The following is a 15,385-nucleotide window of genomic DNA, read 5'->3' on the forward strand; positions in this document are numbered from 1 at the left end:
CTAAGGATCAGCATTCAAGAAGCGAGACGCTGGGTTTGAAAGAGCGTTCTACTTAGTTCCCTCACATCAATCTTTTTCGCGTTATCTTAGAATAATTGGCATTGATATTTTAAGCAAAGATAAAGTGTTTTGAGATGGCTTTTAGTAATCTTTAAGTTTTCGGATAAGTTCTTACATTGAAAATTTAAAATAAACCCTAAGGAACTTTTATAAAATAATTTTTTTGTTTAAGAATGATCATAAAACGATACCTTTTATATTTTTCCTTCGAGTTTTTTTCTATCTAAAGATTTCATCATTCTAGTTAGTTAATCTTTTCGGTTGTTTTCCGATGATTGTAAAGTGAGGTACTATGATTCAAATTTTAGTTATGATTTTTTATAAATCTTGTATTTTCCTTCTTAGAACGAACAAAAACAATTCACAAAACTCAAAAAGTATTACCGCTCATTTGATTCCTTTTTGGATTTTAATCTTAATTCTATTTCCTAAAATTATCTTAGGAATCACTCCAGGTAAATGGTCTCACATAGATAAATATATTTTTGGAAACAACTCCAATGGGCCTGTGAAAGAAATTGTCAAAAATGCAAACGGTAAAGTCGTCTATTCTGCCCTTTATGAATACGATTCTTCCGGAAAACTGATCAAAGAATCCTACTTAAATGCAGATGGAAAAGCTGACGGTTCTACAATCTTTCAATACAAAGATGGAAAAGTAATTCGGGAAGAACTATTCGATAAAGATCATATTTTACTCGAAACGAAAACATTTAGATACAATCCGAAAGGAGAAATCGACCTTGTGGAAGTTTTTGATAAAGACAATAAACTTCTTTTAAGATCAAACATCAATTCTTGGGACAAAGATTTTGTAAAATCAGGCCAAACGAATTGGTCCGATTCTAAAGAGATTGAAATATTCAATTTGATTCAGGACGAAAAAAACCCAAAAGCACTTATTCAGAATATTTATAACGAAGAAAAAAAACAGATCGCTTCCACCAAATTTGAATACGATGAGAAAGGAAAATTACTGACCCGACTTAACGTTCAAGGTGGTCAAGAAAGAAAGAATCAATTGAATTACAACTCCAACAACTTACTTCAAAGTTTTACGTTTCACGTGAAACAAAACAATAAATGGGAACTTCAAAAAACACACGAATTGATTTATAAGTAACGCACATATAAAGCTGTCTTGATTGTAATTTTTGACGGCTCTTTATTTTTTCATTTAATTTTGAGTTTGAGTTTGTTTTCAAAAAGTGTTGGAACTCCTTTAAAAAAAGAACGTCTTAAAAATTTAAATTAGAGTTGGTGAAAAATGAATTCTCCATCCATTTTTGTTTTATAGAAAGGTCCGATTAAAGCAATTTTATTGATCTGAACTATAAAATTTTTCAACAACTCTAATCTCCAAAGAAGTAGTGATTTATTTGTGAGAACGATTACATTCTCAATTTAAAAGTTGTCGGTCCTCTCAATGCTTTGAACACGTTTAAAATTTCAAAATCATCAAAAAAATCTGTCCAATTCTTTAAGTGCTAATGGATCTCGACCTTATTCTTATTTTAAAAATATTGAACTCGTTTTAATAATAAATCATTAATAAACTTGAATTCGATTTAAATAAATTAGGAAAAAGTAGGAGTTCTACAATTTTAGAATTTGTTCGTAAAATTGTGATTTGTAATAGTCCACACATAATTTTACAGATAAATTCAAGTTTTGTGTGAGTTCCCGCATTTGAAATACTACAGACTCAACTGCTATAAATTTTTATTTTTTAAATTATGGTAGTTCCCACAATTAAATCTTTAAACAGATCTTTTTATCGTTAAGAACTTTCGATAATAATTCAAAACTAATTCTAAAACCTGGCTTGTAGTAGTTCCCACATTTTTTACAGAAAGATATTCAGTTTCATAAAATATTTTAAAGTCAGACTTAGATTTCAGTTACTTTGGTATCAATAGATCTGATTCATAAGAGAATAATAACCATCTATACAAGTTCTCTGTTTTTAAAATGTAGGACTTATAACAGAATTTCTTTTATGAATTATTGTTTCTTACCTTGATGATCAAAACTTGTTTCAAAACCTCAGAATATAGGAACTCATACGGGAGATAAGTCCGAAAAAGATAATTTAAAAATCTTTAAATTTTTCAAAGAAACATAATGCGAGAACTACAACCTTTTATTAATAGTTCAATAGTATTCTTTTTGAATTCGTGCTTATAATATTTTGGGTCTTCTCTTTTGTACAACAGCGACCAATTCGAAAAAGTTTTAAAACTTAGAACAATTTTAAATGTAGGAACTACTTTAATATGAGTTCAGTGTAAGAAATCCATAGCTCATTCTTTTAAAAAAAGTAGGAATGAATTTACAAATCTGTTTCTTAAAATGTAAAGACCATTGCGTTATAATTTCGAGAATCACTATAAGATCAATTTCATATAGAAATTGAATCGTGCGATCATTCTTTTTTAGGTTTTTACAGAAGATTTCCTAAGTTGCTTATAGATTGGTATATTAGATTTACTTTATCACGGAAGAAGATAGAAGTCTTGAATACTATAAAAAATTTTTACATTTTTAATTGTTTTTAAAACAAGACTCGTCATTCTAAAAAACTAAGAAATCAATCTCTTAAACAAAACCTACAGTAAAAACGTAGTTTAAAAATTATAAGAAAAATCATCTTACTTTGAAACAAAAAAACCCGGTGCAATTCCGAGCCTTCAAAATGTTTCATGTGAAACACAGATAAGATTTAGTTTCTTGTCGAAACTCCAACAGCAAATTGTAGAAAAAACCTCAAACTTTAGTAAGGAGTTCCTATCACTTACAGTGAACCGACAACAACTAAGAAACTTCCGCTTCTTGTTTTTTCTTTCCTTTAATATGATAGAGAATCAGATCTATGTCACTCGGATCTACTCCGGAAATTTGACTCGCTTTTTCTAAAGTCATCGGTTTGTGATTTTTTAATTTTTGAACCGCTTCTTTTTTAAGACCGGCAATCACTTCATAATTTATATCTTCAGGAATTGGAAGATCCAAATATCGACTTTTCCATTGAATCGTTTCAAGTTCTCTTTTGATATACCCTTCGTACTTAATTTCCATTTCGAGAATATTCTTCTCTGCCTCAGACCAAGATTTCACTTCTGGAATCATAAATTCAATATCTGTAATTTTGATTTCTGGGCGTTTTAAAAAAGAATCTAACTTCATACCAAACTTATAGTTCATAATTCCTTTTCGATCTAAAAGATTTTGAAATTCATCTGAAGGTTTCAATGGAATCTGATAGATTTTTTCTCGAACTGAATTCACCCTTTCGTATCGATCTTTCATTCGATCATAACTTTCCTGATCCACAAGACCAAGATCATATCCATATTTCATCAATCTTTGATCTGCGTTGTCTTGTCTTAAAAGAAGTCTATGTTCTGCACGAGAAGTAAACATTCTATACGGATCCTCCACACCTTTGTGAACTAAGTCATCAACCAAAACTCCGATATAAGACTCACTTCTTTTGAACAATAGAGGAGAAAGATTTTTTAAAGAATGAAGGACACTATAAGCCGCAACCAAACCTTGAGCCGCAGCTTCTTCATAACCTGTGGTTCCATTGATCTGTCCCGCGTGATAAAGACCTTTGATTTTTTTGGTTTCAAGCGTTGGTTTCAACTCGGTCGGATCTACATAGTCATACTCGATTGCATAACCGGGTCTTACGATCTCTGCATTTTCTAAACCTTTCAGAGATCTTACTAACTTCCACTGAACTTCTTCGGGTAAACTTGTAGAAACTCCGTTGAGATAAATTTCGGAAGTTTCATAACCTTCTGGCTCAAGAAAAACTTGATGTCTTTCACGATCCGCAAAACGCACGACCTTATCTTCAATGGAAGGACAATAACGAGGACCTGTACTCTGGATTTGTCCAGAATACATAGGAGATAAATTTAGATTATCATGAATGAGTTTGTGAGTTTCCGCATTCGTATAAGTAATATAACAAGGAATTTGTCTTCGAGTAATCTTCTCTGTGGAAAAAGAAAATGGAGATGGATTTGGATCTCCTTCCTGAATTGCAAGCACACTCAAGTCCACGGAGTTTTTATGAATCCGAGGAGGTGTTCCTGTTTTTAATCTTCCTAATTTTAAATTATACTTTGCTAAAGACTTAGAGAGACCTTTAACGGTTGGCTCACACATCCTTCCGTTTTCATTTTGGTATGTTCCTATATGAACGAGAGAAGATAAAAACGTTCCCGTAGTCAAGATCACGTGGTTCGTAAAAATTTCAAAACCACGACCAGTCTTTACTCCAATTACTTGATCGTTTTCGATGATCAACTCTTCAACGGTATCTTGACGAATCGAAAGATTCTTTTCCGCTTCAAGCGTATGTTTTACCTTGAGTTGATATTCTTTCTTTTCCGCCTGAGCGCGCGGCGCCCAAACACTTGGGCCTTTGGAAGTATTGAGCATCTTAAACTGAATCCCAGTATGATCAATGACCTTACCCATAATACCACCAAGTGCATCTACTTCCCTTACCATATGTCCTTTTGCAATACCACCAATTGCAGGGTTACAGGACATCTGACCGATTGTATCCAAGTTCATCGTGATCAAAAGAGTTTTCGCCCCACCTTTAGAAGAAATATATGCCGCTTCCGAACCTGCGTGCCCTGCACCAACTACGACACAGTCAAAACGATTTGGAAAAAAAGATTGGTTGTTGGACTCGATCATTTAGATTCAACTTCCTGAAAATTAATTATAGATTTTAGAATGAGATGTATTTCAAGGTTCAAGCTTTACGATTACAAGATGAATCGACAAGAGACCCGACATATTGATTCATGGAATTATATCACTTATCAGGTTCCTGTTCCATGGCAGAATCCATCAAGAAACTATCCTATTTCGAAGGAAAAATCGTTCCAGAATCCGAAGCAAAAATCAGCATCCAAACTCATGCCCTTCAATATGGCACTACAGTTTTTGGCGGACTAAGAGGTTACTACGATAAAGACACGGATAACGTTTATTTATTTCGTATCTTAGATCATTATCAAAGATTAATTAACTCGACTCGAATTATGCAGTTGAAGTTAGATAAGACGAAAGAAGAATTGAGAGACATAACGATCGACTTGATTCGCCAAAGCGGATATAAAGAAAATATTTATCTTCGTCCTTTTGTTTATACATCCGCGCTTCAACTTTCACCACGTTTTCATGACGTTCCTACACAACTCGCGATTTATATCCTTCAGTTGAATGATTATATGGATACAAAACGAGGATTAAAGACAATGGTATCGAGTTGGAGAAGGTTTGATGATGCAGTAATTCCAACCCTTTCCAAAGTATCCGGAGGATATGTAAACTCTGCTCTTGCAAAATCAGAAGCTGTTCAAAATGGATTTGACGAAGCGATCTTTTTGGATTCAAGAGGGTTTGTAAGCGAAGGCTCCGCCGAAAATATCTTTTTAGTTCGAGATGGAAAAATCATCACACCTGGAATTAACTCCTCTTTGTTGGAAGGAATTACTCGAAGAAGTGTACTTCAAATCGCAAAGGACAATGGAATTGAAGTAATTGAAAGAGATATATCTAGAAGCGAACTTTATATTGCGGATGAAATTTTCTTTTCCGGAACTGGAGTTCAAATCGCTTGGGTTTCAGAAATTGATCATAGAAAAATCGGAAATTCAACCATAGGCCCAATCACTCAAAAGATTCAAAATTTATTTTTCAACTTAGTGATTAACAAAGAAGAGAAATACAGACATTGGTTAACTCCAATATATTAGAAAAAATGAAATCGTTTCAATTGGATGAACTCTTAGGACAAGAAGTCGCTCTTACGTTTTTAAAAAGATACACTTCTAAACCGGAAATGATTCCACCTCTTTTAATTTTCCACGGGCCGGATGGAACCGGAAAAGAATCTGCATCCGAACGATTTATTAAAAACGTATTGTGCTTCGAAGGAACTTCTTGTGGGGTTTGTGCTTCCTGTAAATCGTTTATGCACAACTCACATCCGGATTATATTCGTTTTCCAGAAGAAAGTGGTAAGATCATTCCAATTGGAAGCGAAGATAATCCCGAAGAATTTTCAATCCGATGGTTGATTCGTTCCCGATTGAATTACCGTCCTCATCTTTCTATATTTCGATTTATAGTTTTTCCAGATGCTTCCCTTATCGGGAATGAAGCGGAAACGGCACTTTTAAAATCTTTAGAAGAGGCACCTTCTTTTTCTAGATTTATTTTTATTGTAAATAATTTAGATAAACTGAAAGAAACGATTATAAGTAGAGCTATTTGTATTCCTTTTCAATACCTTAATCAAAAAGATCTTAGAAAAATAAATACAAGTTTAGGTCTTTCCACCTTACCACTTCAAGGTGGAAGCCTTATATCCTCGGAATGCCCGAAAGAAGTGTTAGATTTAGTTCAAGAAAAAATAAAAGATCGATTAGAAACCGGGCTAGATCTTTTAAAACTTGAATCGTGGATTCTTTCTTATAAGGACGAACATCCGGAATGGAAGGAAAATTTTTCTTATAAAGAATTTTTAGAACTCGTAAGTCTTGTATTAGTGTACGAATATACAAGAGTCGATTACGAAAGTAATCTCTCGAAGTTAGAAGCCATCTTTCAATTTAAAACAGAACTTCACAAAAAAATAATTGGAATCGATTCAATTGCTCTCTCAAGATTATTTTTTAAACTTTCTATTTAGAGTATATTCTAAATTTTGAATATATCTTACCTTACAATAATTAAATAGCCGTTAGTAAAAATAAATCTATTGCAGGATTGCGACATAATTAATTATCCAAAACATAAACGGATTCTTTTTTCAGTGAAATGTTCTAATTCTGGAATTTTCATTTGAGTACAAGACTTCTTTTAAAAATACTGTATTCTCATTCATTGAATTCTATAATTGAAAAGTCCGTCAGATGTAAGAATTTACACAAAAATTTAACAATCGAAAGTCATCCGAAAAGTATCACCACATAAAAAACTTAATTTTTCGGATCTACTTCGTTTTGATAAAAATTCACCGACAGTTGTTTTAATCGATTTTTTTTGAAATTTTAGAATGCTTTAAATGAAAGATCACTGAATTCAATCGAATTGAAAAAATACTTTTTAATTCGAATCTGTATAACGCTCTTCAAAAGAGTTAATTGTTTCTGGAGGAAAAATTGAACTTAGTTTGGAATAAAATTTTGGAGGAAGTATCCAAAAAAATATCTCCGCAATATTATGAACGGTTCATTAATACTCTAAAGTTAGAAGCTATTAACTCTGAAAAATGTACAATCATAGCTCCATCCGCCACAATCAAAACGCACGTAGAAAGAAAGTACCAAAGTATTATTGAAAACGCAATTTTAGAAACTTGTGGCGATAAGATTCCAGTGGAAATCTTAATCGAAACAAAAGCAGTCTCTCCTCTTCAGTCGATTCTTGAAAAATCTTTCGATCAAAAAGACTTTCAGTTTAACCCAGATTATACGTTTGAAACTTTTATTGTAGGCGATTGTAATCGTTTGGCATATACAGCCGCAAAAGAATGCGTTCGAAAGCCCGCAGAAATCAATCCTTTGTATATATTTGGAAGTGTAGGAGTAGGGAAGACTCATTTACTTCACGCAATTGGATCGGAACTTATAAAAAAGGATCCATGGAAAACGGTATGTTACGTAGATATTTCTTCTTTTATGAACGAGTTTCGTTTTGCACTTCAATCTAGAGAACTTATTGAAAGTTTTAAAATTAAATATCAATCTTATAATTGTCTTATCGTAGATGACATTCAACTTCTTTCTACAAATGCTGAAAAAACTCAAGACGAGTTCTTTGCACTGTTTAACTTTTTATTCGAAAGAAAAAGACAAATCGTAATCGCTTCGGATCGTCCTAGTTCTGAACTTACAATCCATGAAAGGCTAAAGTCTAGATTTGTTACAGGTGTTCAAGCGGACATTCAATATCCAGATAGGGAAATTAGAAAAGGAATTGTAACTCGTCATTCTAAAGTTATGGATTTAGGATTAAGCGAAGATATATTAGATTTTTTAGCAGATCAAATCGAAGAAGATACAAGACTCCTTTTAGGTGCGCTTAACGACATTTATTTATATAAAAAATCATATTCTCTTCTTTTTTTAAATTTAGATAAAGTAAAAGAAATCGTAAAAAACAGACTTTATCGTAAAAAGAATGTAGAATTTTCTCATGATCGGGTTATAGAATCCGTTGCAAAAGAATTCAATTTAAATGCTGCCGAGATCATGGGAAAAAGTAGAAAGAAAGAACTAATCATTCCGCGGCATATATGTTTTTATTTACTCCACAATGTGTTTAACGTGAATAAATCCCAAGTCGGAAGACTTTTTCAAACTCAACATACAACAGTAATTCACGGAGTTAGAAAAACTGAAGAACTTCTTTCCAACAATAAAGAAATGCGTTTTTTAATAGAACGAATCAGTTCTAAATACAAACTACAATAAGATTTCATTTTTTTGTTATTATAGTTTCTACATGAATTTCCCTTCGTGGTACTTTGTTAAGCCACCATTTTGGCTTTTTGTATAAATCAGTAATTCCAAATACGGGATGATATTCAACATACTGTTAAAAATCCTATCTTTTCTTCTTTGGTTTTGTTATCGTCGATTTCTTACGGTAGTTGATTTAAACTCATTTATTTGACGGGGCTCAGTTGAATCTTTTTGAACCTTTGTCAACGAAGTTAGAAAAACTTCTTTTCAACATAAAAAAATGCGTTTTTATCCTTTTGGTTTCGTACGCTGTATTCAATTAATTTAATGGACCTTTAAAAGGTAGAAGTTTTCAAAAATTATGTATAACTTGAAATTGTTAATCTTTTTTGACGTGAATTCGGAGTAAAAAATTAAGAAAGAATTTTTTTAAAATTTGTATTACCATATCTATAAAATTGAATACCGTTTATCTTATTACAAAATACTGATTCCATGCAAAATATTAGGTATTTTATTATATAGTTATTATCAGTATTAGAATTGGTTTGTAAATTCGTGATTTGCAGTAATTCCGCACTTTAGAAATCGTTCTGTAAAACTCAAATATCCTTTTATTCAGAAAAATGAATCACGGATTTTTACGTCGAACTCACATTTTTTAAAGTAGTTCTTCACAATCTAACTTTTAAACAAGTTACCATAGTATTATTTTTACACAATTGAGTAATAAGTTCGTCTGTCAAAAATTATAATCTGTCAATTAGACTTTAGAAATTTATAAACTGATTAAGGTGTTACTACAGATTCTTATCAAATTGATTACCGTAAATTTTTTATTACAAAGTTCCATTTAATAGCAAATCATTGAGTATTTATTATATAATTTCAATTCAGAATCTCTTACAAAAAGCTTATTATTTTTTAAAATTTGAAACTGATTTTAAAATGCGAGAGCTCATAAAAAAACTACAAATTCATAAATGTTCAGAGTTCAAAGATAGTAGAGTTATTGAAAAATCCCATAGTTCAGTTTAACAAACTACTTCAATTGACCGTTTCCATCAAAGAGAAACTAATTGAGAATTCATTTTTCAACAACTCTAGTGTATATAATCTGTTAATAACATATATATTTAGTGTTTAAAAAATTTAATAATTCTGTAAATAAGACATAATGTAAAATTATTGTCGCTTATTAATGAAAAATCAACTTAGAATTATGTCGGAAAAGAAAATTCTCTTTTCAAAAAAAATGAGACATATTTCAGTATTCTTTGGGAATACAATTTTATGTACATATTTACAGGTACTACTTCTACAACTGTACAATAATAAAAACCTATTTAATTAAGAAAGAAACTAGGAGAAAAAATTGAAAATTAAAGTAAACACATCTGAATTTTTGAAAGCGATTCACGCCGTAGAAGGTGTAATCACCACAAGAGAAATTAAATCTATATTATCAAATCTTAAAATAGAAGCAGAAGGAAAAGAAACGTTTTTATCTGCTACTGATCTTGAAATTTCAATCAAAACTTCCTTACCTGCCGACGTAACCCAGGAAGGAAATGTTTCATTACCCGCAAAACAACTTTCTAGTTTTTTTAAAACAATTCACTTCGAAGATACAAATTTGTTCTTAGAAGAATCGGATAATAATTCTTCCGTAGTTTATATTACTGATGCTTCCGGTAAAAACGATTATAAATCCAAAATCAGCGGAATGGACGCGGATGAAATAAAAACGATTTCAAAAATCGACTCTTCACAAATATCCTCTTTTCCTAGCACTTTGATAAACGACATGATTCGTAAGACTTCCTATGCGATTGCACATGAAGATCAGAGATTTATATTCAACGGTCTTTATATGATTCCAAACGAAAATAAATTGATTTTTGTCGGAACAGATGGAAGAAGACTTTGTAAAATTGAAAGAACACTTCCTTCTCCGTTGCAGTTTAAAGATTCTATTATCGTTCCCGCAAAAGCGATTCGGGAAATTTCTAAAATGATTGCAACTTCTGAAGTCGGAAACATCGGTTTGATCGATAGTCAGATTTATGTGTCTGCAAACAATATTGAACTTTTGTGTAAGTTGATCGAAGGAAATTTTCCAAACTATGAACAAGTCATTCCTAAAAATACTAAATTTTCTACGAACATTTCTAAAGAAGAACTTCAAATTTCTTTACGACAGGTTTTAACAGCTGCGGAAGAACCTTCTAGACAAGTAAGACTTACATTTAGTAAAAATAATCTGAATTTATTCGCACAAACTCTTGGTGCTTCAGAAGCAAGTATTAACAAACCAATTGAATATTCTGGAGACGAAGTTACAATTGCATTCAAAGGGGAATATCTTATGGATATTTTTAGATCGATTGACGACAACGAGGTTAAAATAGAATTTTCAGATGCAAATTCTCCCGTTATTTTTAAAGATCCTTCTGACCCTGAATTTATTTCTGTGATTATGCCTATGAAATTGTAAATACTTTCCAATTTTATTATATAATATTTACGTTAATTATCAAAATGAGGTCTTTTATAAGTTTGATTTTAAGATTTTTATCAAGAACTTGTTCCAAAATCTCAAAGAATTTTATACAATAGAGTTTTTGAAAAATTCCATAATTCAGATCAAAAAACTGCTTTAATTTACCGTTTCCATGAAACAGAAACTGATTGAGAATTAATTTTTCAACAACTCTAATAATTTTTTAGAAATTTTTAATAAAATGCAGTAGCTTCTACTGCTGGACAGTTTTTGAACAGATCATTGTAAAATTCTATTTTATTGAGTTCTATAAAACTAAATATTATGATTTTTTATTGTGAAATATTAGAATTATTGAAAAATTCATAGTTCAGATTAACAAAACAGATTTAATTGACCGTTTACTTTAAAGAAAAACTGATTAAGAATTGATTTTTCAACAGTCTATTATTTAAAAATAAAATGTTAATTTTTCTGTCGTATAAATCTCAGTAAAATAGTGACGTAATGATTTAAAAAATGGAGTCAAACATTCGCTCGATTTTTATAAAGAAAAAAAGTTATTAAAGAATTTATAAATTAAGAAAAAGACATATTTTATAAAAATAACGTCGTTTTATTACTGAAAAAACTGTGTAATAAGTTGACGAGATTTTCGTTTCAAAGTGGAAATTTGTACGTAAATACAAAGTGATTTATTATGCAGTTATTAGTAAGAGTTTTTAATATTTCTTTTAAAGTTTCTAGTAGTCTTTTAGTTATATATTTATAATGTTTTTAAAACATCTTACCATTCAAAATTTTAGAAGTCACGAAGAGTTAAGTCTGGACTTTGATTCCAGACTTATTTTTTTCGTCGGAGATAATGGAGAGGGTAAAACCAATCTTTTAGAAGCGATTTGTATATTATCTTGGTTAAAAAGTTTCCGCGAGTCCGAAGATTCTAATCTCATTCGATGGGGTTCCGAAAATTATTTTCTCAGAGGAAGAATCAAAGAAAATCAAAAAGAATCTGTTTTAGAAATCGGATTTACTTCTAAACCCTCTGTTAAAAGAAAATTAAAATTCAATCAGGAAGAAGTCAAAAAAAGAACAGATCTAATTGGCAAATTTATCACTGTTTTATTAACTCCAATGGATTTAAAAATCATAGAGGGGGGCCCGGCAGAAAGAAGAAAATTTATAGACGCTTTTATTTCTTCCTTTGATCCTTCTTATCTCGAATCTTTATTGGAATATAATAAAATTCTAAAACATAGAAACGCACTTTTGAAAAGTGGGAATTCGGAGGTTTCTCATCTTTCAATCTGGGATAAAAAAATTGTAGAAAAAGGAATTTTTATACTCAACAAAAGAAAAGAAATCGTTTTAGAATTAAATTCGTTTTATAAGATTAATTTGGATAAACTAAGTGGAGGAAAGGACGGACTTGAATTAGTTTATAAACCCAATGTAAAAGACCAAAACGAATTTCTGGAAAAACTTAACTATAACTTAAATAGAGATTTAAGACTTGGTTATACCTCGGTAGGAATTCATAGAGATGATCTTTTTATTGGGGTTGATGAAAGGGATATTACCGAATTTGGTTCCCAAGGTCAAAAGAGAAGCACCGTAATTGCTTTAAAAGCGGCAACTTTTAACTATTACAAAAACATTTTAAACACAATTCCCGTTTTACTAATTGATGACGTTATTCGAGAACTAGATGTAAAAAGAAGAGAATACTTTGTAGACCTTGTAGTAACTGCAGGGCAGGCCTTTTTTACAACAACGGATTTAGAAGGAATTCAAGATTATGTCGGTAAACTTGAAGACCAAAAACAAATTTTTCTAATTCGACAAGGAAAAGTCGAATCTATAAAATGAAAGACGATTTGGTTTCATCTAAAAAAATCGAAACTTCGGAGTTCCGTTCCATTTTAAACCAAATGGGAATTACGGAAGAAAATCTTCAGGAAAAAATTTCTGTTCATACTCTTAAAAACCGTTGGAAAGAAATTGTTGGTCCCGTATTCGCTTCTAATTCCGAAGTAAATTCGATTCAACTCGGTAAACTTAGAATTCTTGTATCTCATAACGCTTATAAACAAGAGTTACTTTTTTTACAAAATCGTATCATTCGAGAGTCGGCTAGATTTTTGGGAAAGGGAATTGTTCGTTCTATTGAAATTTCCATCGGTAAACTCAGTATTTCTTATTCCACAGCGACTACCGAGACCAAAGAAAAAAAAGGTTTAGAAGGTAAGGAAGATTTAATTGCTATCCTTGAAAAAGAAACCGATCCTGAAATTAAAAAACGTTACCTAGAGATTCTTCAATATCTTTAACAACTCGATGAATTTCCTTGCCTCCCTATGGTTTTCAGGAAAACTATTCCTGAGGTCCGAAAAATATGAGCCAAGAAGAAACAAGCTACAGCGCCGGTCAGATCAAAATTTTAGAAGGTTTAGAAGCTGTTAGAAAACGTCCGGGAATGTATATCGGAACTCAGGACGAAACCGGACTTCATAAAATGGTTTACGAGGTCGTGGATAACTCGGTTGACGAGGCCATGGCAGGTCATTGTACAGAAATTATAATCAGTATTTTACCAGATAACATTATTGAGGTGAAAGACAATGGTAGGGGAATTCCAGTTGATATTCACCCTGATAAAAAAATTTCCACGATCGAAGTCGTAATGACTATCCTACATGCGGGTGGTAAATTTGAAAACGATGCTTACAAAGTTTCAGGCGGTCTCCATGGGGTTGGGGTTTCGGTTGTAAATGCACTTTCTGAATACCTCGAAGTTGAAGTTCATCAAAAAGGGAAAATTTACACTCAAAAATACCAAAAAGGCGTTCCAGTTTCTCCGGTTCAACCCAAAGGAGATTCTTCGGAAAGAGGTACTGTCGTCCGTTTTAAACCAGATGCTACTATTTTTACCACAGTGGATTTTCAGTTTGATGTTCTTTCTGCGCGTTTTAGAGAATTAGCTTTTTTGAATAAAGGTTTGGTTTTGGTTGTCGAAGATCGCAGGCGCGGACAGGACAATCTTTTACGAAACGAATTTCAGTTTTCCGGTGGAATTGTTTCTTTCGTGGAGCATATCAACGAAAACAAACATCCTATGCACAAAGTAATTCACTTTGAGAGAAATAAAGACGATGTTTTGGCCGAGATTTCGATCCAATATTCTGAAACGTATACGGAAAATATTTTCTGTTTTACAAACAATATAAATAACAATTTAGGCGGAACACACTTGGAAGGTTTTCGAGCCGCCCTTACAAGAACGTTAAACGATTTTTTAAAAAAAGATTCTGCACTTTCTAAAAAACATCCCACTGGTCTTTCCGGAGAAGATGTAAAAGAAGGACTAACAGCCGTTATATCAATTAAAATTCCTCAACCTCAATTTAACTCCCAAACAAAAGAGAAATTAGTAAATGCTGAGATAAAAGGAATCATGCAAACCTTAAGTTCGGAAGGTTTGACTTTATTCTTTGAAGAAAATCCGAATATTACAAAAAAGATATTAGAAAAATGTATTCTTTCCGCTAAAGCAAGAGAAGCTGCTCGTAAAGCTAGGGATCTTACTCGAAGAAAAACGGTTTTAGAAGGTGGCGGTCTTCCGGGTAAACTTGCGGATTGTTCCGAAAAAGATCCGGCGCATTCAGAACTTTATCTTGTCGAGGGAGATTCCGCAGGTGGTTCCGCAAAACAAGGAAGAGATAGAAATACACAAGCGATCCTTCCTTTGAAAGGTAAAATTCTAAACGTTGAAAAAGCCAGGCTTGATAAAATTCTTTCCAGTGAAGAAATTCGAGTTTTGGTTTCGGCTTTGGGAACCGGAATTGGAGAAGATGAATTCAATATAGATAAAATTCGTTATCATAAAATTATGATCATGACAGATGCAGATATAGATGGTTCTCATATTCGTACTTTGCTTCTTACATTCTTTTTTCGTTATATGCGTCCTATAATTGAAAGGGGATATCTTTACGTCGCGCAACCTCCTTTATATTTGATTAAACATGGTAAAAATTCTACTTACGTTTATTCGGATAAGGAAAAGGAAGAATTACTAAAAAACATAGGTACAGAAAAAGTGGTCATTCAAAGATACAAAGGTTTAGGAGAAATGAATCCGGAACAACTTTGGGAAACTACAATGGATCCTTCCAACAGAGTTGTATTAAAAGTTAAGTTAGACGATTTTGTGAAAGCAGAAGAGACATTTAACATTCTTATGGGTGATGAAGTTCAACCTAGAAAACAATTCATAGAAGTAAATGCGGCTAAGGTAGCAAACTTAGATCTTTGATCA

9 protein-coding genes are annotated in these 15,385 nt (G+C 32.0%); 8 read left to right on the top strand and 1 reads right to left on the bottom strand.

The features are described from left to right. The first annotated feature begins 352 nt into the window (after window positions 1-352). On the top strand, window positions 353-1,183 hold the full coding sequence (locus LEP1GSC059_RS00215) for a hypothetical protein (protein WP_002179523.1): 831 nt from the start codon (window positions 353-355) through the stop codon (window positions 1,181-1,183). A gap of 1,691 nt (window positions 1,184-2,874) precedes the next feature. Here LEP1GSC059_RS00215 and mnmG read toward each other — a convergent pair. Next, complete coding sequence (gene mnmG, locus LEP1GSC059_RS00220; RefSeq protein WP_002179186.1) at window positions 2,875-4,782, bottom strand: tRNA uridine-5-carboxymethylaminomethyl(34) synthesis enzyme MnmG; 1,908 nt, start codon at window positions 4,780-4,782, stop codon at window positions 2,875-2,877. 143 nt (window positions 4,783-4,925) lie between these two features. Between mnmG and LEP1GSC059_RS00225 the strand changes: the two genes are divergently transcribed. From LEP1GSC059_RS00225 to gyrB, 7 genes are all read left to right on the top strand, one after another. Then, window positions 4,926-5,849 carry a branched-chain amino acid transaminase gene (locus LEP1GSC059_RS00225; protein ID WP_020980097.1) on the top strand — a complete coding sequence of 308 codons (924 nt, stop codon included), beginning with the start codon at window positions 4,926-4,928 and terminating at the stop codon, window positions 5,847-5,849. Window positions 5,850-5,854: 5 nt separating this feature from the next. Further along, window positions 5,855-6,787: a DNA polymerase III subunit delta' gene (locus LEP1GSC059_RS00230; protein ID WP_036056793.1), complete on the top strand. Its 933-nt coding sequence runs from the start codon at window positions 5,855-5,857 to the stop codon at window positions 6,785-6,787. Between the two features lie 454 nt (window positions 6,788-7,241). Then, window positions 7,242-8,573, top strand: coding sequence for a chromosomal replication initiator protein DnaA (gene dnaA / locus LEP1GSC059_RS00235; protein ID WP_002179524.1), 1,332 nt, complete (start codon window positions 7,242-7,244; stop codon window positions 8,571-8,573). A 1,366-nt stretch (window positions 8,574-9,939) separates the two neighbouring features. Then, window positions 9,940-11,061 (top strand): DNA polymerase III subunit beta, encoded by a 1,122-nt coding sequence (gene dnaN, locus LEP1GSC059_RS00240; protein WP_002179194.1) that lies wholly within the window; start codon window positions 9,940-9,942, stop codon window positions 11,059-11,061. Window positions 11,062-11,838: 777 nt separating this feature from the next. Beyond that, window positions 11,839-12,936: a DNA replication/repair protein RecF gene (recF, locus tag LEP1GSC059_RS00245; protein WP_017215046.1), complete on the top strand. Its 1,098-nt coding sequence runs from the start codon at window positions 11,839-11,841 to the stop codon at window positions 12,934-12,936. Then, window positions 12,933-13,397 (top strand): DciA family protein, encoded by a 465-nt coding sequence (locus LEP1GSC059_RS00250; protein ID WP_017215047.1) that lies wholly within the window; start codon window positions 12,933-12,935, stop codon window positions 13,395-13,397. The genes recF and LEP1GSC059_RS00250 overlap by 4 nt, the downstream gene beginning before the upstream one ends. A gap of 65 nt (window positions 13,398-13,462) precedes the next feature. Next, window positions 13,463-15,382 carry a DNA topoisomerase (ATP-hydrolyzing) subunit B gene (gyrB, locus tag LEP1GSC059_RS00255; protein WP_002179267.1) on the top strand — a complete coding sequence of 640 codons (1,920 nt, stop codon included), beginning with the start codon at window positions 13,463-13,465 and terminating at the stop codon, window positions 15,380-15,382. The last annotated feature ends 3 nt before the right edge of the window (window positions 15,383-15,385 follow it).

The sequence above is a fragment of the Leptospira noguchii serovar Panama str. CZ214 genome (genome assembly GCF_000306255.2).
Lineage (GTDB): Bacteria > Spirochaetota > Leptospiria > Leptospirales > Leptospiraceae > Leptospira > Leptospira noguchii.

What these genes read in the sequence shown, in the direction of transcription:
- LEP1GSC059_RS00215 (WP_002179523.1), top strand. Translation starts at nt 353, where the DNA reads ATGATTCAAATTTTAGTTATGATTTTTTATAAATCTTGTATTTTCCTT.
- mnmG (WP_002179186.1), bottom strand. Translation starts at nt 4,782, where the DNA reads ATGATCGAGTCCAACAACCAATCTTTTTTTCCAAATCGTTTTGACTGT.
- LEP1GSC059_RS00225 (WP_020980097.1), top strand. Translation starts at nt 4,926, where the DNA reads ATGGCAGAATCCATCAAGAAACTATCCTATTTCGAAGGAAAAATCGTT.
- LEP1GSC059_RS00230 (WP_036056793.1), top strand. Translation starts at nt 5,855, where the DNA reads ATGAAATCGTTTCAATTGGATGAACTCTTAGGACAAGAAGTCGCTCTT.
- recF (WP_017215046.1), top strand. Translation starts at nt 11,839, where the DNA reads ATGTTTTTAAAACATCTTACCATTCAAAATTTTAGAAGTCACGAAGAG.
- LEP1GSC059_RS00250 (WP_017215047.1), top strand. Translation starts at nt 12,933, where the DNA reads ATGAAAGACGATTTGGTTTCATCTAAAAAAATCGAAACTTCGGAGTTC.
- gyrB (WP_002179267.1), top strand. Translation starts at nt 13,463, where the DNA reads ATGAGCCAAGAAGAAACAAGCTACAGCGCCGGTCAGATCAAAATTTTA.